Below are 22,496 nucleotides of genomic sequence, written 5' to 3'. Positions count from 1 at the left end.
GATACGCCGTCAAGCGGTCAGGAAATCGGCCATCGCTTGCCCCATCTCCTTGCGGGTCACAGCGTTCATATGGTTGCCGGGAATCTCGGTGTAGCTGCCATGGGGCAGAATATCGGCCAGTTCCTGCGCCACGCCATTATCCTGATCGTCCGCGCCGCAGATGACCTTGGTCGGCTGCGCGATCCCGGCAATGACGGCTTCGGGCGTATCGACGAACGTATTGAGAATATGAAGCAGGGCCACCGGGTCGCCCTTGGTCGTCTTGAGGAAAGCTTCGGTCATCCATTGCGACGTGCCGCGTTCGAACGTGCCGAGATTGGTAAGCACATTCTGATAATAGCCGCCATTGTCGAGCGATTGCACCAGACCGCGCAACCCCATACCCGCCAAAATCACCCGACGCGGGGTCGCGCCGCGCGCGAGCATCCGCACTGTGGTCCGCGCACCCAGCGAATAGCCGCCCAGATCGTAATCGGTCAGCCCCATCTGTTCGATCAGCGCCAGACCGTCATCGGTCAGCGCATCGGCCGGATAGGCGGCGGGATCATGTGGCTTGCCGCTTTCGCCATGCCCGCGCAGGTCCGGCATGATCAGGCGGAAGCCCGCCGCCACCAGCTTGGCGGCATGGCCATAACGAATCCAGTTTGTGTAGGCGTTGGAGAAATAGCCGTGGATCAGCACCAGATCCCGCCCTTTGCCCGCAACATGCACCGCGATCGGCAGGCCGTCGAAACCCTTTATATCGTGGCGTTCGATGGGGAGGTCGGTCATGGCTTGGTCCTTCGCTGGGGGCCGTTTGCCGATATGGCGTCAGTCACGGCGGCGCAAGAGCGCGATCAAAACCGGAACTCGCTATGCCTGCCAGGACGGACGATCCGTCAGGCCCGCAATCAGACCCGCAAATGGCGTATAGGCGCAGCAACGAACCAGCCTTCTGTCAGCCGAAATGACGATGGTTTCCAGCATTTGCGCCGCGGCCAGGAAAAAGCAATCATAGGCCGGATGGTCCAGTTGCAGGCTTATGTCCATGGCGCGATCGGCCAGGCCCGCAGTCGGGATCAGTTCGACGATGTCGGGCAGCACTGCCACCGCCTCCCTGGCCTGAGCGGGACCGATTTCCTGCGCTCGCACCTTCTTCCACATGATGTTGGCGAACTCGGCCATCAGCAAGTCGGGCGCAACCAGTCGACGCGGCAAAAGAGTGAGAGCAATACTGACTTCATCCGACAGAACAGGATCATCGCTGCCAATGACCCAACGGGCAGCAACGCTTGTGTCAACGATGAGCATCAGTCTGCGTGATCTTCTCGCAGCAGTTCTTCAGGCGGCGTCTGCCGGACGTTTTTGGGCGTCATCGCGCGAATATCTTCAAGCCGGGTCAACATGCGGTTCAAGCGATCGCCGGTCATCGGCCGACCGCGCGTCAGCGCATCGCGCAGTTCTGCTTCCAACGAACGCTGATTACGCACCGCCAGTTCGCGATAGGCCGCGATGACATGATCATCAAGATTGCGGATAAGAACCTGACCCATCCCTCTATGCTATCATCACGATAGCATAGAGGCAAGGCAGAGAGGTCAGCCCTTTTTGAGGTGGCGACGGCCCAGCAGTTCGGCGATCTGCACCGCGTTCAGCGCCGCGCCCTTGCGCAGATTATCGCTGACGCACCACAGGTTGATGCCATTGTCGACAGTCGAATCCTCGCGCACGCGGCTGATGAAGGTGGCAAAATCGCCGACGCATTCGATCGGCGTGATATAGCCGCCATCCTCGCGCTTATCGACCAGCATGATGCCGGGCGCTTCACGCAATATGTCCTGCGCTTCCTTGGCCGAAATTTCGTTCTCGAACTCGATGTTGATCGCTTCGCTATGGCCAACGAACACGGGAACGCGCACGCAAGTTGCGGTCAGCTTGATCTTGGGATCGAGGATCTTCTTGGTTTCCGCGACCATCTTCCATTCTTCCTTGGTCGACCCATCGTCCAGGAAAACGTCGATATGTGGGATCACGTTGAAGGCGATCTGCTTGGTAAACTTCTTGGCCTCGGCCGGATCGCCGACGAAGATGTTGCGGCTCTGCTCGAACAACTCGTCCATGCCCGCCTTGCCTGCGCCCGACACCGATTGATAGGTCGCGACGACGACACGCTTGATCTTGGCAAAGTCATGCAGCGGCTTCAACGCCACGACCATCTGCGCGGTCGAGCAGTTGGGGTTGGCGATGATGTTCTTCTTCTTATACCCATCGATCGCATCGGGGTTCACTTCCGGCACGATCAAGGGAACGTCCGGGTCCATCCGATAAAGCGAGCTATTGTCGATCACGACGCAACCGGCCGCTGCCGCCTTGGGTGCATATTGCGCCGTCGGGCCGCTGCCTGCCGCGAACAGAGCGATGTCCCAGCCGGTAAAGTCAAAATGCTCGATGCTCTGGCATTTGATGGTCTTGCCACTATCACCGAAATCGACGGTCAGCCCCTGCGAACGCGAGGAAGCGACCGCCGCGATCTCGTCAATCGGGAACTCGCGCTCGGCGAGAATGGTCAGCATTTCGCGGCCCACATTCCCGGTGGCACCTACGACGACGACCCTGTAACCCATGACTAGACTCTCCACTCCAAAGCAAATCTTGCGGAGTGCGCGCCATAGCGATACTGGGCCTTTTGTCCAGAAAGAAGGGCTTGTCCACCCGATAGCAGGCGCAATATCCATCGCGTCGAAACGATGTGCCCTCCTTCCTCCTCCTTGAAAAACGGAACGTAACTAATGCAGTCAGCGCTGCTGCCGCCCTTGCCCGACCGCTGGTTTCACAGCTTCGCCTTTGCCGACGGCACCCGCGCCGAGGGCATCAAGCCGTTAGCCTCGCTGCAGGAAGAAGCCGACCAGATATTCATCGCGCCACTTGCGGGTAAGCGCGTGCTTGATATCGGAGCCTGGGATGGCTTTTTCTCCTTTCAGGCCGAGCAGCGCGGCGCGGCGGATGTTCTGGCGACCGACCATTTCTGCTGGTCGGGCCAAGGCTGGGGCGACAAGCGCGGCTTCGATCATGCCCATGCCCGTTTCGGGTCCAAGGTGCGCTCGCTCGATCTCGACGTATCGGAGCATAATGTAGAGGAACTAGGCCAGTTCGACATGGTGCTGTTGCTGGGCGTCCTCTACCATGTGCCCGACCCCTATCGCACACTGGAGGCCGCCGCCGCCATGAGCCGCGATCATCTGGTGGTCGAAACGGTAACGGCGCTGCGTCACGAACCAGTGCCCGCGATGCGGCTGTTCACCGAACTGGAACTGGACGGCGATCCCACCAATTTCTGGGCGCCCAATATCCTGGCCTTGCAGGAAATGTGCCGCCGCTTCGGCTATAGCCGGTTCCAGGTGCTACCCGAAGCGCTCGACAATCAGGGCTGGCGCAAATGGGCCATGCCGCTCCGCCGCAAGGACCGCTATCGCCGGGCGATCTTCCACGCCTGGCGATAGCGGTTTTCAGGCTGGCAAGGCATCAAAGGCGACGGTGATCCGCGATTGCGATCCCGAAAAAGGTGCCGTCCCATGCCATAGATAGGAGGGGAAAAGTACGAGCCGACCGACCTGCGGCTGTATCACCCGGCGGGGCGACAAGGCGTCCAGGTTCAGGGCCTCGTCGGGTACGCCGAACAGGATCGCGCCAGCGTTGGGATGCTGGTCCGTCGGTAGAATATCAGGCACGGCGACATAGAAAGCCGAGCTAATCCAACCTTGAGAATGAATGTGCTGAACATGGTGGCCGCTCTCGCGGAGGCGGACGGACCATGATCCAGAAAATCGGATGTCGTCAGTACGCCGACTCAGAAATGGATGACCGGCCTCAACGGGCAATTCTGCCAATACGGATTGTACGCATCGACGTAATTGCTGCTTGAGTGCCATGATAACGGGGCAGCTGCGCCGATCGAACAAATCGCCGCGTGTCTGCGTCCCGCCGCGCAACGTTTGATCGGCAGGATGGACAGTCGTCACATGCAAGCGCTCAAGTGACTCGCGCAGATCAGCCAGGAAGGTCGATTGGTCGCTCCACCCGTCGGGTGTGCCAATATCGCGTTCCCATATATAGTGATCATAGTCCGCCAACCAATGCTCACGCTCATCCCCAAGCAGCCGCCATATGATCGTCAGCAGCGCCCAGCCCGTCTGGTCCAATGGCGCATGCTGGGTAGCGAGCAGCGCATGGCCTAAGGCCTGCTTGGGATCGCCCTGCGCTAGGAGCAATTGGGCCAGATTGGCTTGCAGGCCCACACGCACCGGGTCGACAACGGCAAGGCGTTGGCCCACATCAATTGCTTCCTTTTGCCGCCCGGCCAGACCCAATGCGCGGATGCGGGCAACGCCTAGCTGATTGGGATCACTGAGTAGTGGCTGCGCTCGATCTATAAACGCCAAGGCGCGCTCATGATCCTGAATGTCGATGGCAATGCGAATGGCTGCCATCAGAAGCGGGAGATGTTGTGGCCGCTGTTCGATCGCCTGGTCCAAAGAGTCGAACGTTTCGCTCCCCCGTCCGATCTGTGGCAACAGCCTGGCCAGCGTATCCTGGGCATCAATATGATCAGGGAAACGGCGTAGCACAGCGCGATACTGGACTACTGCTTCATCGACACGCCCCTGTTCGGCCAAAATGTGCGCACGCAAAGTGAGGGTCTGGGCGATGTCCAATCCGCCTCCGATTGCGCGTTCCACAACTTCGAGCGCGCCTGCACGATCATCAGCGGCACGCAAAGCAGTAGCGAGATTATAGCATGTTCGAAAATCCGACGGGGTTCGCAAGAGCAAGGCCCGATACGCTTCTGCAGCCGCGTCAGGCCGCCCTTGCGCCTGCTCCAACATAGCCCGCACATGAAGGATGCGATTATCCTGCGGGGCTATCCGTGCCACTTGCCCAAGCGCGTTTTCTGCAATCGCAAACCGCGCCTGGTCTGTCGCTACGATTGCCAGATTGATCCAACCTTCCGCATAATGAGGCTGCAGCGCCGTTGCTCGTTGCAGCGCTGTTATGGCTGCGCCCCCTTCCTTCATGTCATGCAGATGGTTGCCATAGGCATTCCAAAGCTGTGCATGGGTCGCTGCCCCTTTCAGCGCAACTTCGAACGCCAGGCGTGCTCCGGCCATGTCGCCTTGGGCGCGGCGCGCGGACGCGAATATATACAGCGCATCGGGATGATTACGTAGCTGAACGTCCATCGCCCGTAGCATTTGTTCGGCGACAGCGGCCCGCCCGGATTGCAACGCCTCCAGGGCCTGTTGAAGGCGCTTGACATCTTCCGGGTGCAAAGTGCCTGTCATGGCGCAGGCGCAAACCCGCGGCGGGTCAGGAAGTCCTCGATCGTGCGCCACAGATGCACGCTGACGCCCGGCCCGCCGACGCGATGCGTCTGGCCCGGATAGGCCATCATTTCGAACGGCACTGCCGCGCCCTGCATCTTGGCCATCAGCGCGGTGGCATTGTCGAACACGACATTGTCGTCGGACATGCCGTGGACCAGCAGCAGCGGATCAACGATCTTCACCGATTCATCGACAGCGCCCGACGCGGGATAGGCGCTGGGCGTATCCTGCGGCTGGCCCAGATAGCGTTCGGTATAATGGGTGTCGTACAATTCCCATTTCGTCACCGGCGCGCCAGCCACAGCCGCCGCGAATACCCCCGGTGCCTTCTCCAGCAGCTTGAGCGACATATAGCCGCCATAGGACCAGCCATAAGTTGCGATCCGCGTTGGATCGACAAAAGGTTGCGCCTTGAGCCAGTCTACGCCGGTCAACTGGTCCTCGACCTCCACCGTGCCCATCGCGCGATAGAGATGGTCCTCGAACGCCTTGCCGCGATCGGGCGTCCCGCGATTGTCGATCGCAAAGACAATCCAGCCCCGGTCGACCAGATATTGGTTAAGCGCCCCACTCCAACTATTGGTCACCTGACGCCCGCCGCCGGGACCGCCATAATGGATCATGAACACCGGATAGCGTTTCCCCGGTTCGATCGGCGGGGTCATGATCTTGGTGTAGAGCCTCGTGCCGTCTGCTGCCTTCACCGTGCCAAATCTCGTCTTCACATGGCTGGCGATATAGGGCGCATAAGGATGGCTGCCCGTCAGCGCATTTTCCGACAACCATTGTAATTGCTTGCCCTTATTGTCGGCCAGATAGACCTGCTTTGGCTGGTCGCTATTCTGACGGCTGACGACGATCCGGCTGGCCTTGCCGTCCATCACCGCATCGTTCCACCAGCCACTGCGCGTCAACGCCTGCGCGGCCCCGGCCTTGGTCAACGGCGCAACATAAAGCTGCTGCTCCAGCGGCGTTTCGCGATTGCCGGTGAAATAGACGAGGCCCTTGCCCTCATCCACGCCCACCACGTCGCGCACGTCCCACTTGCCGCTGGTCAGCGCCGTCCATTTGCTCCCACGCACATGATAGAGATGCCCATGGCCGGTCTTTTCCGACCACCACAGGAAACTCCCGTCGGCCAGTGGCCGGAAATTGTTGGACAGGTTGACCCAGCTCTTCGCCGTTTCCGTGAGGATGACCCGGCCCTTGCCCGTCGCGGGATCGACCGCCAGCAGATCGAGCCGCTTCTGGTCGCGGCTTTCCCGCTGGACATAGAGGGTGCGGCCATCCCTCGACCAGTTGACCCGCGCCAGATAGATGTCGCGATCCGGGCCGAGATCGACCTTCACCTGGCCCGATCCATCCGGCTTCATCACATAAAGGTCGACAAGCGCATTGGGCGTGCCTGCCGCCGGATAGCGTTGCTGATAAACCTTGGTCCCCTCCCCGCCGATCGCGGTGCGGGTGACGATGCCGACCGGGCCTTCATCGACCCGCGCCACCGCGATCATCGCCTCGTCGGGCGACCACCAATAGCCCGTGCGCCGGTCCATTTCCTCCTGCGCGACGAACTCGGCCACGCCCCAGTTGACCGTATCGCTCGCGCCCTGCGTGATCTGCCGTTCCGCGCCGCCGATCGGCTGCACGAACAGGTTGCCGCCGCGCACGAAGGATACGAAGCGCCCCTTGGGACTGACCACGCCGTTCAGCTCGCCATCGGGCGTGTCGGTCAACCGCGTCACCTGCCCATCCAGCGCGGCGAGATACAGGTCGCCATCGACCGGCACGAGGATGGTCTTGCCATCGGACGACCAGTCATAGCTGGTGATGCCGGTGCTGCCCGCGACGCTGCGATCCCGCTCGCGCTGCATCTTTTCCGCTTCGCTCAGCGCCGCGCCGCTGCCGGTCTTCTTCGAATCGACCAGCATCCGCTCTGCGCCGGTGGCGGTGTCGATCGCCCACAGGTCGAGCCGCTCCTTTTCATCCACGCGCGGCTTGAGCAACGTCACCAGCTTTCCGTCCGGCGACAATGTGAGCGCGCGGGGCTGTGGTCCAGCAAGATCGGGGCTGGCGAACACCCGTTCCAGCGTCAGCCTTTCCTGCGCCTGTACGCCAATAGCAGAACTCACCAACAACGCGCCAAGCGCCGCACCAGCTTTCAGATAAGGGGGCATCAACATCCTTTCGGGCTCGACGCGCGCACGCGCCGGATCAGGACCGCAGGATTAAAGCCGCGTATCAAAAGATCAATGCCGGGAAATAATCTGTCCTGTCATGGCGTTAAAGCCATGGTGGGCGCGGCAGGGATTGAACCTGCGACCCCACCCGTGTGAAGGGTGTGCTCTACCACTGAGCTACGCGCCCCCTGCAAGGAGGAAGCGGCCATTGGCATTGAAGGCCGCTGCTGTCAAGCGGACGCGGGCGATGACCTGCGCAATAGCTCTTCCCGCCGCCGACGCCCGGCGATAGAGGAGGATGACGGTAAAATTGGAGTGATGACATGATGCGCCCGGCACTGTGCCTGTTGATGAGCGGATTTCTCCTGGTGCTTTCAGCCTGCAATACGGTGCAGGGCGTCGGCCGCGACATCGAGTCGGTCGGCCGCGCAGGCAAGGACGCCATGCGCTGATTTAATGGTCATCGCCATGGTGCCGTATGAACAGCCTATGGCCATCATCGACCGTCGGCAAGACATGGTTATGTCGAACGGACCGTTTCCTGTTACGACTCTGGAACTTGTTATGACCGCAACCTATTGTGGTGGCGTCCCTTGATCGTTTCTGGAGTCTTCCCCATGAAGAAATATCTCATTCCCGCCGCCGCCCTCGTCGCCATTGCCGGTGGCAGCATGGTCATTGCGCAAGCCCCCACGGGCGTACCAGGCGCGAAGGATGTCGCGAAGGTCAGCGGTGGCAGCTACAAGGTCGATGGCGGCCATACCCAGGTCGTCTTTGCCTATGATCATATGGGCTTCACGAATAATGTCGGCATCTTTGCCGAACCGACCGGCACGCTGACCCTCGACAAGGCGAACCCATCCGCCTCTACCGTCAGCATTGAAATCCCGATCGCCAACCTCAAGACCGGCGTGACCAAGCTGGACGAGCATCTGCTCAAGGCCGACTTCTTCGATGTCGCCAAATTCCCGACCGCCAAATTTGTGTCCACCAGCGTCAAGGCAGAGGGCACCGGCGCAACCATCACTGGCAACCTCACCATCAAGGATATCACCAAGCCAGTAACGTTGGACGCCGAATTTTACGGCGCGGGTGCCAACCCGATGAACAAGCAGGAAAATGTCGGCTTCGTCGCCACCGGATCAATCAAGCGCAGCGACTTTGGCCTTGGCTATGCCGTGCCCGTGGTCGGCGATGCAGTCGAACTCAAGATCATCGCCGGTTTCCAGAAGTAAAGTCTATCGCTGGGGGGAGGTCATCCCCCCCCGGCACCCTATTTCGCGAACCGTTTGAAGAAGCTGTCCTCATTCCAGGTCGGCCGCTCCGCCACGTTCGCCACCTGCAACGTCACGGCCGTCACATAGGCGTTCAGCTTCGCCGTTTCGGCGGGCATCACCGGCTGGTTCAGATCATCGAAGGGCGAATGATAGAGGTTCGCGCGCCAGGCTTTTTCCGTTTCGGCTTCGGGCGTACCCGCCTTGAACCCATATTTGAAAAAGAGGGCGGGAATGCCTTCACGGATGAAGGCATATTGATCGGAACGGATGAAGACGTTTCGGTCTGGGAAAGGATCGGGCGTGATCGGCAGATTCATCGCGGCGCTCACCGCCTGCGCCACGCCCCCCAGCGAGCTTTGATCATAGCCGACCGGCGTCACGCTGGTCAGCGGGAAGATCGGCAGCGCCATATCGAAATTGAGGTTCGCGACGATGCTCTTCTGCGGCACGGTCGGCCGCCGCGCGAAATAGCGTGATCCAAGCAGGCCCTTTTCCTCCGCCGTGACCATCGCGAACAAGATCGAGCGTTTGGGTTTCACCTTGCTGGCCTTGAGCGCTTTGGCGATTTCCAGCAGGCTGGCCACGCCCGACGCATTGTCGAACGCGCCATTATAGATGGCGTCGCCCTTCATCGGCGTACCGATGCCATAGCCGTCAAGATGCGCGGACATAACGACATATTCATTGCGCAATTTCGGGTCGCTGCCGGGCAGGACTGCGATCAGATTAGGCGACGACAGGTCGCGCCGGGTAGCGGCAACCTGTGCCTTGAGCCGCACGGCAAGCGGAAAGGATGCAACCGGCGCGGACGCATCGGCGGCGGCGGCAATGGCGGTAAAATCCTGCCCCGATCCTGCGAACAGGGCTGCCGACTTGGCGGGATCAAGCTGCGCGCCCAGAAACGGCGTGCGCGTTTCGCGGAGCGCCGCGTCGCAATAATAGAGAGCGGGTGCCCCAGCCAGGGCGATGCGCCGCGTCCATGGTATCTCCACCTGTTTCGGCGTGACCAGCATGATCAGGCCGACCGCGCCCTGCGCCGCGAGCCATTGCGCGCGCTCGGACCGGGCATGGGATTTGAGCGCCCCCGAAATCGTCGTCGGCCCGCCCGACAGGACGACCACCATCTTGCCCTTAAGGTCCAGCCCGGCAAAATCATCATGGCCGACTTCGGGCAGGTGCAGGCCATATCCGGCAAACACCATCGGCGCGTCAATATTTTCGGGAACCGGGCCGCCGCCGCCGGAGAAGATAAGGTCGCCCGGCACCGCCAGCGGCACTTCCCCCTGTGGCCCGACCAGCGCTGCGCTGCTGCGGTCCGACTGGATTCGCTGTTCGACGAAGTCAACCGGCTGCTTGTAGCCACCCACCCCTGCGGGCTTGAGGCCCAGCGCCTTGAACTGGTCGATGACATAATCCGCCGCGCGGTCATAACCCGGCGTGCCGGTTCCCCGCCCCTCCATCGCATCGTCGGCTAATATCTGCACATGCGCCCACCAGGCCGCACCGTCATCCCCCTGCGCCAGCACCGGCGCGGACAACGCCAGCGAAAGAAGCGGGAGAGCGGAAAAAAGCGCACGCATGATGGGATTCTCCAAAACGGTTCGGGCCTATCTTGCCCGAACTGGTTATACGAACAAGAGGGGTTGGAACCGCTACCATCAACGTGTATTATTACCGCAATACAGTAATGGAGATTGCAATGTCCCGCCCTTTCAACCTCTATGCCTTGCTGCTTGTCGGCCTTGCATTCCCGATGACCGCCTGCTCCGCCGATCCGTCTGCCGCTGGGCAGGCCGCGCGGACGAGCGCGCAGCAATGGGCAGCGCTTAAGGATTTTGCGGCAATAGATGCGACCGGGCCAGACGACGTGTCGGTAACGATCGGCACGCCCTTCAATGTTCGCGCGGAGGGCGAGGCCGCAGCGGTCGCTGACCTCGACATTGCGGTCAAGGGCGACAAGCTGGTCATCGGCCGCAAGTCCAAGGGCATCTGGAATTGGGGCAGCAAGGACAGAAGCAAGGGTGTGAAGATTTTCGTCACTATGCCCGCTATCTCTTCTGTCGCGCTGACGGGCGCGGGCGATTTCGCCATCGACCGGGTCGAGGGCGAGGCCTTGAAGCTGTCCCTAACGGGCGCGGGGGATTTTCGTGCAGACCAGATCAATGTCGGCCGTTTTACGGCTGACATGACCGGAGCCGGATCGATCAAGATTACCGGCCGCGCTGAGAACGCGAAACTGTCGATCACAGGCGCCGGCGACATAGACGGTAAAGACTTGAAGGTCGGAACCGCCGATGTCGAAACATTGGGCGCGGGGGATATCGACATTGCGTCGGACGGCCGGGTGGCTATCAAGATCACGGGCGCGGGGGATGTAAGAGTGAAAGGCAAGGCGCAATGCACGATCAACAGTATGGGACCGGGCGAAGCGCGCTGCGCACCCTGACGCTGGCTCTGCTGTTGATCGCACCGCCCGCACAGGCGGCGACGCGCGGGTTCACCATAACCAGCTTCGATGCGATCCGTGCGGATGCGCCAGTCACCATCGTCGTAACGACCGGCAGCGGCGCGTCAGCACGGGCAGAGGGCGATCAAGCGACACTCGATCGGTTAAAGGTCGATGTTTCGGGCCGATTGCTCATCGTCACCATGGCGCGTCCCCGGTCGGGCGAACGGAGCGGTGGTTCGGCAACTTTGCGACTATCCACCGGCATGGTCGAACGAATCATGTTGACCGGCGGCGGGTCAGTAACAGTCGACCGGATGAAAGGATTGCAGGGGCAGATCATGCTGGGCGGCAATGGCGATGTGCACGTTACGGACGTGGCACTGGATCGCCTCGACGCCGCCTTGTCGGGTGGTGGCCGGATGACATTGGCCGGTCGCGCAGGGGTCGCCAATATCCGCGTCAATGGTCCAGGCGAGGTCGCGGCAGGAGGGCTGCGGGCGCGACAGGCAGGCATCTCCAATGATGGGCCGGGCAGTGTTACCCTGACTGGCGAGGTAAGCGCCAGGATCGTCACCACGGGATCAGGCGATGTTGCAGTGAACGGCAAGCCCGCCTGTACGATCGACAATCGCGGCACGGGCAGAATATCCTGCGGTGGTGAGACCTATTGAGCCTGGAAACGGGTGACTTCGCACCGCATTAAGATTTTTCAACCAAATGACTGGATATTGCGCTGACTTGGCGCAATGGTGGCGGCATGGTCGGTGCAATAAATCCCCACAGTTTTAGCGACTCCCTCGTCATTCTCGGCGCGGCCGGGCTAGTCATTCCCGGCTTTTCCCGCTTTCGCATCAGTCCGGTCATTGGCTTCATCCTGGTCGGATTAGCGGTGGGACCGAACGGCCTTGGCGCGCTCGTCGGGCAATATCCCTGGCTCTATCATGTAACGATCTCGAACCAGGAGGCGATTGAGCCATTCGCCGAGTTGGGCGTCATATTGCTGCTGTTTTCGATCGGACTGGAACTGAGTTTCCGCCGATTATGGACGATGCGGACGCAGGTGTTCGGCGTCGGTGCTGCGGAACTGATCTTGAGCGCGATGCTGATTGCGGCGGGTCTGTATCTGCTTGGGCAACCGACGGCGGGTGCGATCGGACTGGGCCTAGCCCTCGCCCTTTCCTCCACGGCGGTCGTTCTGCCCATGGTCGGCACGCAGAGCGCGGTCGGTCGCGCGGCCTTTTCAATGCTCTTGTTCGAAGATCTGGCCCTGGTCCCGATCATCTTCATGCTGGGCGCGCTGGCTCCTTCCGTCGCCGCCAGTCCTGACGGGGCATGGGCAGCGATGGGCGGTACGTTGCTGCGCGGTGGCATTACCATCGCTTTCATGCTGGTGATGGGCCGCTTCCTTCTGCCCCATGTGTTCAGTCAGGCCGCAAGGACCAAAAGCCCGGAAGTATTCCTCGCCGCCAGCCTGTTGGTCGTCATCGTATCCAGCCTTGCCACCTCTATTGCAGGCCTGTCGCCGATTGTTGGCGCGCTGCTCGCAGGCTTGCTGATCGCCGAAACCGATTATCATGGCGAGGTCGAAGTGATGACCGCGCCGTTCAAGGGGCTGGCGCTCGGCGTGTTTCTCATCACCGTGGGCATGAGCCTCGATCTGCGGGTCATTCTCGCAAACTGGCAGAGCCTGTTATTGGCGGTCGTCGGCGTCGTTTTCGCCAAGACGTTGGTGACATCCGCGCTCCTCTATTTCTCCGGCGCGCGCAAAGGCACGGCGCTGGAAGTCGGCGTCTTGATGTCCAGCCCGTCGGAAACCACGTTGATCGTGCTGTCCACTGCGGCGGCGGCGCAACTGATCCTGCCGTCCACCGCCGCCTTCTGGCAGATCGTGACCGCAATCGGCCTGACGATCACGCCTCTGCTGGCACGGATCGGCCATGACGTTGCGCGGCGACTGGAAATGGCGCTTGGCGAGGATCGCGTCGACGCCACGGAGGAACATGCCGAAGCGGCCGCGGTCGTCATCGGCTTCGGCCGGGTCGGGCGCATGGTGTGCGATTTGCTCAAAATCCATAAGCAGCGCTTCATCGTCGTGGAATCCGACCCCGATGTTGTCGCCGATGCGCGGCGGGCGGGCTATCCCATATTGTTCGGCGATGTGTCGCGGGTTGAGATGCTGGATAAGCTGCGGCTGGGCCACGCCCGCGCACTTATCCTGACGATGGACGATCCGGTGCTGTCCGTGCGCGTGACGCAGCGGGTGCGAGGCTGGGTGCCCGACCTGCCGATCATCGCGCGTGCCCGCGATACCGACCATGCCGCGCAGCTTTATCGCGTGGGCGCCAGCGATGCGGTCCCGGAAACGTTGGAAAGTTCGCTGCAACTGGCCGAAACCGCGCTGGTCGATCTGGGCGTCGCCATGGGGCCCGTCATTGCCTCCATTCACCAGACCCGCGAAGATTTGCGCATCGGAATCAAGGAGGCCGCGCAGATGGCGACCCCACCCAGGCTGCGGCGGCTTCGGCAGGACGAAGAGGCCGCTTAATCCTCCACGACAGGCGGACTGAACACTGACCAGCCCGTATGCCGCGCCAGTTCCTCTAGCGCCTGTGTGCCGATCTGGCTGTTGCCGCTCGCGTTGAGGCCCGGTGACCAGACCGCGATCGACGCGCTGCCAGGCACGATGGCCAATATGCCGCCGCCAACCCCGGACTTGCCGGGAATGCCTACGCGAAAGGCGAAGTCGCCCGACGCATCATAATGGCCGCACGTCAGCATCAGCGCGTTGATGCGTCGCGCCCGGCGCGGTGACACAACCCTGCCCCCGCCCGGATGCCGCCCGTCCAGCATCAGAAACCGCCCCGCCAGAGCGAGTTGCCGACAACTCATCTCGATCGCGCATTGATGAAAATAGCTGCCCAGCACCAGGTCGACGGGATGACGGACATTATCGAAGGCGCGCATATAGTTGGCGAGAGCGGCGTTGCGAAATCCAGTCGCCGTTTCCGACGCGGCAACCGCTTCATTGATCGCGATACTGTCGTCCTCGCAGAGATAATGGAGAAAGCGCAGCATCTCCCCGATCGCAACGCGCGGCTGATGCCCACCCAGATTGACGTCGGTCACCACGATCGCCCCCGCATTGATAAAGGGGTTGCGCGGAATCCCCTGCTCATGCTCCAACTGGGTGATGGAATTGAACGCATTGCCCGACGGTTCCCGTCCGACCCGTTCCCATAGCTGATCCCCGACCTTGCCCAATGCCAGCGTCAGGGCAAAGACCTTGGAAATCGACTGGATCGAAAAGCCGGTGTCTGCGTCGCCGCCCGTGATCATCCGTCCATCGGCTGTAACGATGGCGATGCCGAATTGGGCGGGGTCCACCTTGGCCAGTTCGGGGATATAGGCCGCGACGGCACCACGCTCCTCCGCTTGCGCCATTGTAGCGATGATATCGGCAACAATGGCATCGAGGTCTGGCATCATGAGCGCTGGTACAATCCATAGGAGCGATGACCGGATCATAGCCCCTATGGTTTGTCACGGGACAGGAAAATCTATCCTGACCCCAATCGGCGGTCGCGCGCCGCGCTGCTATTTCAGCCCGCCACCGATCGCCCGATACAGTTCGACCATATTCGTGGCGCGCGTCAGGCGTGTGGTGAGCAGGCTCTGTTCTGCATTGGACAGAGCCCTTTGCGAATCCAATGTGGTCAGGAAGCCATCGACGCCCGCCCGAAACCGGGCATCGGACAGCGTATAAGCTACGCGCGCCGCATCACGCTGCGACGTCTGCGCTTCAAGCTGCTGCCCCATCGTGCCACGCCGAGCTAGCGCATCCGCAACTTCGCGAAAGCCCGTCTGGACGCTCTTTTCATAGGTCGCCAGCATCGCGTCATAGGTCGCCTTGGCATAGGCCAGATTGCCCTTGTTCTTCCCGAAGTCGAAGATTGGCAAAGAGGCTGTCGGCGCTACCGACCAGAAACTGCTGCCTGACCCGAACAGGTTGGACAGGCCAAGGCTGAGCGAACCAAATGCCGCCGTCAGCGATATATTGGGAAAAAACGCCGCCCGCGCCGCGCCGATATTGGCGTTGGCGCTCAGCAATTGATGCTCCGCCGATGCAATGTCCGGGCGACGCAGCAGCACCTCCGACGCGATATTGGCCGGCAGATTTTCGATCGTGGCATCGGTCGTGGGAAAGCTGTCGGGCAGGTCGGTCGCAGGCACGGTCGTTCCGGCCAGCAGGTTCAACGCATTTTGATCCTGCGCGACCAGGGTCGTCGTTTCGGCAATGGTCGATCGTGCCGCATCATAGCTGGTCTGCGCCTGACGCACTTCCAGTTCGGACGCGATGCCCTTGGCAAAGCGCGCGCGGTTGAGTTCCAGCGTCTTGCCGAACGCCTGTTCTAGGTCGCGCGCGATGCGCAACCGTTCCTGATCCGCGGCCATGGTGAGCCAGGCATTGGCCGTTTCGGCGATCAGCGCGGTCTGCGCTGCATTGCGCGTTTCGACGCTCGCGAAATATTGCTCCTGCGCCGCTTTGCTCAGGTTCCGCACCCGGCCGAACAGATCAACTTCCCAGGCGGAAATGCCGACCTGCGCCTGATACAAGTCCGTCCGCCCCGATCCCGCCAGCGAAAAGGGCGAGTCCTGGTACGTGGCGGTGCCGCCTGCAGAAACGCCAGGCAACAGGTCGGCCCGCTGCACCCGATATTGCGCCCGCGCCTGTTCGACATTGGCCAGGGCAATGCGCAGGTCACGGTTGTTCGCCAGTGCGGTCTCGATTACCCGCGCCAGCCGCGCATCGGTGAAGAAATCACGCCACGCGGTATCGGCCGGGACGATCGCCGCGCCGCCATCGGTGCCATAGGCTGGTCCCTGCGGAGAGGCGGCCGGGACCGCCAGTTGCGGCCGCACATATTTGGGTGCCATGTCGCACGCGGCGAGTGCCAGCGACAGGGTGATGGCGCCCAGCGCCTTTATATTATGCATGATCATGCCTCCTGCGGCGCGGCGGGCGTTGCCCGGTCGTCGGCCGCTTCATGAGTCTTATGTTCGCGGAATAGCCGCTTCACGACGGTGAAGAACACGGGGACGAAGAAGATCGCCAGCACTGTCGCTGACAACATGCCGCCGACCACGGCCCAGCCGATCGCATTCTGACCGCCCGCGCCCGCCCCGTTGGACAAGGCCAAGGGCAGCACGCCGAAGATGAAGGCGAAGCTGGTCATCAGGATCGGCCGCAAGCGCAGCTTGCCCGCTTCCAGCGCCGCCGCCGCAGGCGACAGCCCTTCGCGCATCTTCTCTTCGGCGAACTCCACGATCAGGATCGCGTTCTTGGCCGACACGCCGATGGTGGTGATCAACCCGACCTGCAGATAGATGTCGTTGTTGAGGCCCGCCAGCGTGGCGGCAATGACCGCACCCAGCACGCCCAACGGCACCACCAGCATAACCGCGATCGGCACCGACCAGCTTTCATAGAGCGCTGCAAGGCACAGGAAGACGATCAGCAGCGACAGCGCATAAACATAGCCTGCCTGCCCGCCGGACGTCCGTTCCTCATAGGAAATGCCGTTCCAGCTATAGCCGATGCCCGGCGGCAATTTGGCGATATGTTCTTCCATAGCCTGCATCGCCGTGCCGCTCGCGACGCCGGGTGCGGGCGCGCCCATGATATTCATCGACGGCACGCCGTTGAAACGTTCCAGACGCGCCGGACCCTGGGTCCATTCGGACGTCACGAACGAAGACAAGGGTGCCATCACGCCACTGCTACCGCGCACATGCAACGCGCCGATGGCGTCGGGCGATGAACGATAAGGCGCGTCGGCCTGCACGAACACACGCTTTACTCGGTCGCGATCGATGAAATCGTTGACGTAGCTGCTGCCCATGTTTGTGCTGATTGTGTCGTTGACGTCCGCTTGGGCAATGCCCAACGCGCCCGCTGCGGCCTGATCGACATTGAGCTTGAGCTGCGGCGTATCCTCCAGACCGTTGGGACGCACCTGCGCCAAACGCTTGTCGGCCATCGCCATGCCCAATAGCTGGTTGCGTGCCTCCAACAGCTTTTCATGGCCGATATTGGCGTTGTCGAGCAATTGCAGGTCGAAGCCGGACGCATTGCCCAATTCCTGCACAGCAGGCGGTACGAAAGCGATGACCATGCCCGAAGAAATCTTGCTGAACGCCATGTTCGCGCGCTGGGCAACCGCCATGACGCTATTGTCCGAACCCTTGCGTTCGGACCAGTCCTTCATGCGGGCAAAGACGATGCCGACATTCTGACCCTGGCCTACGAAGCCGAAGCCCGAAATGGTGAAGACGGCCGCGACATTGTCCTTTTCAGACTGGAGGAAATGGTCGCGCACCCTGGCCAGCGTGCGTTCGGTCTCTTCCAGTGAAGAACCGGCAGGCAAGGAGACCTGGCTGATCAACGATCCTTGATCTTCCTCCGGCAGGAAGCCGCTCGGCAAGCGCAGAAATATGAAGACCATCCCGACGACGATCGCGGCATAGACCAGCATGCTGCGGCCCCAACGATGCTCGATCTTTTCGACATTGCGGCCATAGCCCTTCACGCCCTTGTCGAAGGTGCGGTTGAACCAACCGAAAAAGCCCTTCTTGTCGGCATGGCCATGTTTGGCGGGCTTGAGGATCGTGGCGCACAAAGCGGGCGTCAGGATCAACGCGACCAGCACCGACAGGATCATCGAGGACACGATGGTGATCGAAAATTGGCGGAAGATGACGCCGGTCGATCCAGCGAAGAAGGCCATCGGCAGGAACACCGCCGACAGGACCAGGCCGATGCCGATCAGCGCGCCGCTGATCTCGTCCATCGACTTCTTGGCCGCCTCCTTGGGGCTAAGCCCTTCGTCCTGGATCAGGCGCTCGACATTCTCGACCACCACGATCGCGTCATCGACCAAGAGGCCGATCGCCAACACCATGCCAAACAGGGTCAGCGTGTTGATGGTGAAACCGGCCGCGCTCAGGATGGCGAGCGATCCCAACAGCACCACCGGCACGGCGATGGTTGGGATCAGCGTGGCGCGCCAGTTCTGGAGGAAGACGAACATCACCACGAAGACAAGCAGAACTGCCTCGATCAGCGTGTGGATGACCTGCTCGACCGAAAGGGCCACAAAGGTCGAGTTATCGACCGGAAAATCATATTTGACCCAGGACGGGAAATTCTTGGACTGCGCCTTGATCTGATCCTTGACGCCTTCCACCGTATCGAGCGCGTTCGCGCCGGGGGCGAGTTTGATACCGAAACCGGCCGCTGGATGGCCATTGAACTTCGCACCGAAGCTGTAATTTTCGGAACCCAATTCGACGCGCGCCACGTCCGACAGACGCACGACTGCGCCGTCGCTGTTGCTGCGAAGGCGGATCGCGCGAAATTCATCCGGCGTCCGCAGGCGCGACTGGGCGGTGATGGTGGCGTTGAGCGCTTGGCCCTTCGGCGACGGCGTGCCGCCGATCTGGCCAGCGGAAACCTGGGCATTCTGGGCCTGGATCGCGGCTTTCACATCGCCGGTTGTGACCCCCAGATTGGCCATCTTATAGGGATCGAGCCACACGCGCATGGCATATTGCGCGCCCAACAACTGGGTGTCGCCTACGCCTTCCACACGGCTGATAGGATCTTGCAGGGTCGATGCGACGAAATCGCCCGCATCCTGCTGATCATGAATGCCATCATCGGCATAGACCGCCATGACGAGCAGGAAGCTGGACGTCGATTTCGTGACGCGCAGCCCTTGTTGCTGCACTTCCTGCGGCAATAGCGGCGTCGCCTGCGACAGCTTGTTCTGGACCTGCACCTGCGCGATGTCCGCGTCCGTCCCCTGCTCGAAGGTCAGGGTGATGGATAGGTTGCCCGCGCCGTCACTGGTGGAGGAGAAATAGCGCAGATTGTCGATGCCCTTGAGCTGTTGCTCGATGATCTGCGTCGTCGTGCTTTCCAGCGTTTGGGCGTTTGCGCCCGGATAGCTGGTGGAAATGCCGACCGAAGGCGGGGCAATTTCGGGGAATTGCGCCACGGGCAGCGTGCGAAGCGCAAGCAGGCCGGCCAGCATCATGACTATGGCCAAGACCCATGCGAAGATGGGCCTGTCGATGAAATAGCGTGCCATGGCTTAGTTCGCCCCGCCCTGCTTTGATCCTTGCGGCGCGCCTTGCGCCGCCGTCACCTGCTGCGGTGCGCCGGGCGTGACGACCGTGCCGGGGCGCAGGTTGAGCAGCCCTTCCACGATCAGCTTGTCGCCGGGCTTCAAACCGCTGGTCACGATCCACTTGTCGCCCACGGCGCGGGTCACCTGCACCTGGCGCATCTCGGCCTTATTGTCTTTCCCCAGCACCATTGCCGTGGCTCGGCCACGCGCATCGCGGGTGATGCCCTGCTGCGGTGCCAATATCGCCTCGCTCTGCTGGCCTTCGACCAGTTTGGCGCGGACATACATGCCCGGCAGCAGCATCCCGTCGGGATTGGGGAAGGTCGCGCGTAATGTTACTGCACCCGATGTCGGATCGACCGACACTTCGGAAAATTGCAGCCGTCCCTCGATCGGGTAGGTGCTGCCATTGGGCAGCAGCAACTGGATGCGTGCGCCGTCTGCTTCGCTGACACCGCCCCGCTTCATCGCTTGCTTGAGGTCGATGATCTCGGCGGCGGATTGCGTCATGTCGACATACACCGAATCGGTGCGTTGGATCGTCGCCAGCGGATCGGCCTGCCCGGTCTGAACCAGCGCGCCGGGCGTGAACAGAGACCGGCCGATCCGGCCCGAAATCGGCGCCTTGATGCGGGTGAAGCCCTGATTGACCTGGGCGGCCTGCAACGCGCCACGCTGCGCTGCAACATCGGCGCGCGCTTGCTGCGCCGCCGCATCGGCATCATCATATTCCTGACGGCTGACGGCGTTCACACCGACAAGATCCTTGTAGCGCTGCGCCTGCAACGCCGTCGATCGGATCGCGGCGTTGGCGCGGGCCAGCGAGCCTTGCGCTTGTGCCAGCGCCGCGCGGTACGGCGCGTCCTCGATTTCGTAAAGCAACTGCCCCGCGCGCACCGTGCCGCCCTCGGTAAACAGGCGGCGGCGAATGACGCCACTGATCTGCGGACGCACCTCCGCAATTTCCAGGGCCACGATGCGGCCCGGCAATTCATTTACCAACGGCACCGACTCGGTTTTCAACGTGACGACGCCGACGGCTGGTGGCGGGGGCGCGGGCGGCGGGCTTTCCCCGCATGCGCTCAGCGCCAATGCCGACGCGCACGCCAGCAGCCCGATGAATGTCCCCTTGTGCATCGCCTGAATTCCGTTCCGATGTAGATATGCATTCGGAATGAACGTTCATTCCGCTTGCCCCGCAATTAGGTTCGTGCCACAGGATATTCAAGAGACAAAATCGCAGGGGAGCAGAAATTGGTTGCGGTGCAGCATAGCAAGAGCGTGGTGAACATAGAGAAATCCGGCAAGGCCCGCATTTTGGCGGCGGCCCGTGACCTGTTCGACAGCCATGGGTTCCACCAGACCTCGATGGCGGAACTGGCGACCGCTGCCCAAGTGTCGGTCGGCCAGATATATCGGCTCTTCAAGGGCAAGGAAGACATTATCGAAGCCCTTGTCCATGCCGACGCCGACGAATGGTGTGACGACATGGCCATCCTGCGCGAACGGTTGCATGCCGGCTTGTTGTCGATCGAACAGACGTTCGAACAATTGCTGCTGCATACGATCGACGAAAAGAACGAGGCTCTCTCCTTCGACATATTGGCCGAAAGTTTCCGCAACCCCGCCGTTGGTGACACGATTGCGAATATGTGCACCCGCTTCCGCACCTATATTCGCGATTTTGCCTGCGCGGCCAATCCCGACCTGTCGGGCGAAGCGCTGGAGGGCGCGGAGGAAGTGGTGTTAGCCTGCATGTTCGGGCTGGGCCATCGCAGCCTGTCGCGGCCGACATTGAGCGCAGCGGCCGCTGGTGCCCTGTCGGCGCGCATGATCCTCGCCGCGCTGCGCGCCATCGACTGAATGGTCAGCGCAGTTTGCGATAGACGTCCATAGTTTCCCGCGCGCAGCGGTCCCAGCTATAACCGGACGCCACGCGAAGCCCCGCCGTGCGCGCTTGCTCCCGCCAGCCGTCATCGACCAGCGCCTGCTCCAGACGACTGGCAAAGGCATCAATATCCTCCGGCGCAACCAGCATCGCTGCGCCGCCGGTTACCTCTGGCAGGCAGGACGCATCGGCAACGACCACCGGCACCCCGCTTGCCATGGCTTCCACGGGTGGCAGACCAAAGCCCTCATAGACCGAAGGATAGACGAACAACGCCGCACCGGCATAAAGCAGGGGCAAGTCCGCATCGGGTACAAAACCCAGATAACGCACCCATCCTTCGCGCGCGCCCTTGATCATCCGCTCTTTGACCACATCGCTCAGCCACCCGGCCCCGCCGGTCACCATCAATGGCCAACGATTCCGCACGCTGGGCGGCAGTTTCTCCCAGGCGAACAGCAATTCCGCGATCCGCTTGCGCGGCTCGACCGTGGAAACGCACAGGGCATAGCCTTGGGGCATCAGGTCATAGCGCGCCAACGTCGGCGCGATCGCGGCGTCGGTGCGTGGGTGGAAGTCGGGACTGGCCGCCAGCGGCACCGCCGTCACCATAGCCGGATCAATCGCGAGAAAACTGGCGACTTCCGCGCGCGTCGTCTCGGTGTCCGTGATGATATGCGCCGCCCTTTCGACCGAGAGGCGAAAATAGCGCTCGAACTGCCGCAGCCGGGCCGCCGGATGGGTTTCTGGATAGCGAAAGATCGACAGGTCATGGACGGTGATGACGCCACCCTCCCCGCGCGGCGGCAGAAAATAATTCGGCCCGTGAAACAGGTGCGACCGCATGACCGAAGCGTCCCGCACATTGCGCGCCCATTTGCTATGCTTGCGCAGCCAGCGATACACTATATGCCGCCGAGGACCGCCAGCCCTATCGACCAGCAAGCTCGCTGGATCGACGATCCACTCGCCATTGCGGTAGAATCGGATTTTTTCGACGTCATCCATCAGCGGGAGGCGTTGTGCCAGCTCCCAGCTATAGCGGCCGATCCCCGAAAGGCGCGGTTCCAGCGCCTCGACCGAAAGAATGAGTCGCAGGCTCATGGCGTCATATCCATCACGTCATCGCATCCCACGCTCACTATTCCCGTGCGCG

General features: G+C 61.7%; 19 protein-coding genes and 1 tRNA gene. 7 read left to right on the top strand and 13 right to left on the bottom strand.

The annotated features are described in order from the left end of the window. Positions 1-9: 9 nt before the first annotated feature. The 4 genes from J2W40_RS09380 to J2W40_RS09365 form a co-directional block, all read right to left on the bottom strand. Positions 10-771, bottom strand: a complete 762-nt coding sequence (locus J2W40_RS09380) for an alpha/beta fold hydrolase (protein WP_310223917.1) — start codon at positions 769-771, stop codon at positions 10-12. A gap of 81 nt (positions 772-852) precedes the next feature. Then, the gene (locus J2W40_RS09375; protein WP_310223915.1) at positions 853-1,290 is read right to left on the bottom strand and encodes a type II toxin-antitoxin system VapC family toxin; all 438 of its coding nucleotides are present in this window, start codon (positions 1,288-1,290) and stop codon (positions 853-855) included. Further along, entirely contained in the window at positions 1,290-1,532 is a 243-nt protein-coding gene (locus tag J2W40_RS09370) for a FitA-like ribbon-helix-helix domain-containing protein (protein WP_310223913.1), read from the bottom strand. Before J2W40_RS09370 ends, J2W40_RS09375 begins: the two co-directional genes overlap by 1 nt. A 45-nt stretch (positions 1,533-1,577) precedes the next feature. Next, positions 1,578-2,603 (bottom strand): aspartate-semialdehyde dehydrogenase, encoded by a 1,026-nt coding sequence (locus J2W40_RS09365; RefSeq protein WP_310223912.1) that lies wholly within the window; start codon positions 2,601-2,603, stop codon positions 1,578-1,580. 165 nt (positions 2,604-2,768) lie between these two features. Here J2W40_RS09365 and J2W40_RS09360 point away from each other — a divergent pair, with 165 nt between their 5' ends. Further along, positions 2,769-3,479 carry a class I SAM-dependent methyltransferase gene (locus J2W40_RS09360; protein WP_310223911.1) on the top strand — a complete coding sequence of 237 codons (711 nt, stop codon included), beginning with the start codon at positions 2,769-2,771 and terminating at the stop codon, positions 3,477-3,479. 6 nt (positions 3,480-3,485) lie between these two features. On the opposite strand, the gene J2W40_RS09355 is transcribed toward J2W40_RS09360, so the two are convergent. The 3 genes from J2W40_RS09355 to J2W40_RS09345 form a co-directional block, all read right to left on the bottom strand. Continuing rightward, entirely contained in the window at positions 3,486-5,216 is a 1,731-nt protein-coding gene (locus J2W40_RS09355) for a putative 2OG-Fe(II) oxygenase (protein ID WP_310223909.1), read from the bottom strand. A gap of 98 nt (positions 5,217-5,314) precedes the next feature. Next, positions 5,315-7,534 carry a S9 family peptidase gene (locus J2W40_RS09350; protein ID WP_310223907.1) on the bottom strand — a complete coding sequence of 740 codons (2,220 nt, stop codon included), beginning with the start codon at positions 7,532-7,534 and terminating at the stop codon, positions 5,315-5,317. A 115-nt stretch (positions 7,535-7,649) separates the two neighbouring features. Continuing rightward, a tRNA-Val gene (locus tag J2W40_RS09345) sits at positions 7,650-7,724 on the bottom strand. A 139-nt stretch (positions 7,725-7,863) separates the two neighbouring features. Here J2W40_RS09345 and J2W40_RS09340 point away from each other — a divergent pair. Further along, the gene (locus J2W40_RS09340; RefSeq protein WP_310223947.1) at positions 7,864-7,989 is read left to right on the top strand and encodes an entericidin A/B family lipoprotein; all 126 of its coding nucleotides are present in this window, start codon (positions 7,864-7,866) and stop codon (positions 7,987-7,989) included. A gap of 165 nt (positions 7,990-8,154) precedes the next feature. Next, positions 8,155-8,772: a YceI family protein gene (locus tag J2W40_RS09335; protein WP_310223905.1), complete on the top strand. Its 618-nt coding sequence runs from the start codon at positions 8,155-8,157 to the stop codon at positions 8,770-8,772. 38 nt (positions 8,773-8,810) lie between these two features. On the opposite strand, the gene J2W40_RS09330 is transcribed toward J2W40_RS09335, so the two are convergent. After that, positions 8,811-10,394: a M28 family metallopeptidase gene (locus J2W40_RS09330; RefSeq protein WP_310223903.1), complete on the bottom strand. Its 1,584-nt coding sequence runs from the start codon at positions 10,392-10,394 to the stop codon at positions 8,811-8,813. Positions 10,395-10,513: 119 nt separating this feature from the next. On the opposite strand from J2W40_RS09330, the gene J2W40_RS09325 reads away from it, so the two are divergent. The 3 genes from J2W40_RS09325 (at position 10,514) to J2W40_RS09315 (ending at position 13,808) form a co-directional block, all read left to right on the top strand. Further along, the gene (locus tag J2W40_RS09325) at positions 10,514-11,260 is read left to right on the top strand and encodes a head GIN domain-containing protein (RefSeq protein WP_310223900.1); all 747 of its coding nucleotides are present in this window, start codon (positions 10,514-10,516) and stop codon (positions 11,258-11,260) included. Further along, positions 11,212-11,934, top strand: coding sequence for a GIN domain-containing protein (locus J2W40_RS09320; RefSeq protein ID WP_310223898.1), 723 nt, complete (start codon positions 11,212-11,214; stop codon positions 11,932-11,934). Before J2W40_RS09325 ends, J2W40_RS09320 begins: the two co-directional genes overlap by 49 nt. 86 nt (positions 11,935-12,020) lie before the next feature. Then, positions 12,021-13,808 carry a cation:proton antiporter domain-containing protein gene (locus J2W40_RS09315; protein ID WP_310223896.1) on the top strand — a complete coding sequence of 596 codons (1,788 nt, stop codon included), beginning with the start codon at positions 12,021-12,023 and terminating at the stop codon, positions 13,806-13,808. On the opposite strand, the gene J2W40_RS09310 is transcribed toward J2W40_RS09315, so the two are convergent. The 4 genes from J2W40_RS09310 to J2W40_RS09295 form a co-directional block, all read right to left on the bottom strand. Beyond that, positions 13,805-14,749, bottom strand: a complete 945-nt coding sequence (locus J2W40_RS09310; protein WP_310223894.1) for a glutaminase — start codon at positions 14,747-14,749, stop codon at positions 13,805-13,807. The two genes, J2W40_RS09315 and J2W40_RS09310, sit on opposite strands and share 4 nt — an antisense overlap. 108 nt (positions 14,750-14,857) lie before the next feature. Further along, the gene (locus J2W40_RS09305) at positions 14,858-16,258 is read right to left on the bottom strand and encodes an efflux transporter outer membrane subunit (RefSeq protein WP_310223892.1); all 1,401 of its coding nucleotides are present in this window, start codon (positions 16,256-16,258) and stop codon (positions 14,858-14,860) included. 2 nt (positions 16,259-16,260) lie between these two features. After that, on the bottom strand, positions 16,261-19,413 hold the full coding sequence (locus J2W40_RS09300; RefSeq protein WP_310223890.1) for an efflux RND transporter permease subunit: 3,153 nt from the start codon (positions 19,411-19,413) through the stop codon (positions 16,261-16,263). A gap of 3 nt (positions 19,414-19,416) precedes the next feature. Beyond that, positions 19,417-20,589 (bottom strand): efflux RND transporter periplasmic adaptor subunit, encoded by a 1,173-nt coding sequence (locus tag J2W40_RS09295; RefSeq protein ID WP_310223888.1) that lies wholly within the window; start codon positions 20,587-20,589, stop codon positions 19,417-19,419. A gap of 117 nt (positions 20,590-20,706) precedes the next feature. Here J2W40_RS09295 and J2W40_RS09290 point away from each other — a divergent pair, with 117 nt between their 5' ends. After that, positions 20,707-21,315 (top strand): TetR/AcrR family transcriptional regulator, encoded by a 609-nt coding sequence (locus tag J2W40_RS09290; protein WP_409050358.1) that lies wholly within the window; start codon positions 20,707-20,709, stop codon positions 21,313-21,315. 4 nt (positions 21,316-21,319) lie between these two features. On the opposite strand, the gene J2W40_RS09285 is transcribed toward J2W40_RS09290, so the two are convergent. Then, complete coding sequence (locus tag J2W40_RS09285) at positions 21,320-22,444, bottom strand: glycosyltransferase family 4 protein (RefSeq protein ID WP_310223884.1); 1,125 nt, start codon at positions 22,442-22,444, stop codon at positions 21,320-21,322. Positions 22,445-22,496 lie beyond the last annotated feature (52 nt).

It is taken from the genome of Sphingobium xenophagum, from assembly GCF_031457465.1.
Taxonomy (GTDB): Bacteria; Pseudomonadota; Alphaproteobacteria; order Sphingomonadales; family Sphingomonadaceae; genus Sphingobium; species Sphingobium xenophagum_A.
This window is presented reverse-complemented; position numbering and strand designations above follow the sequence as displayed.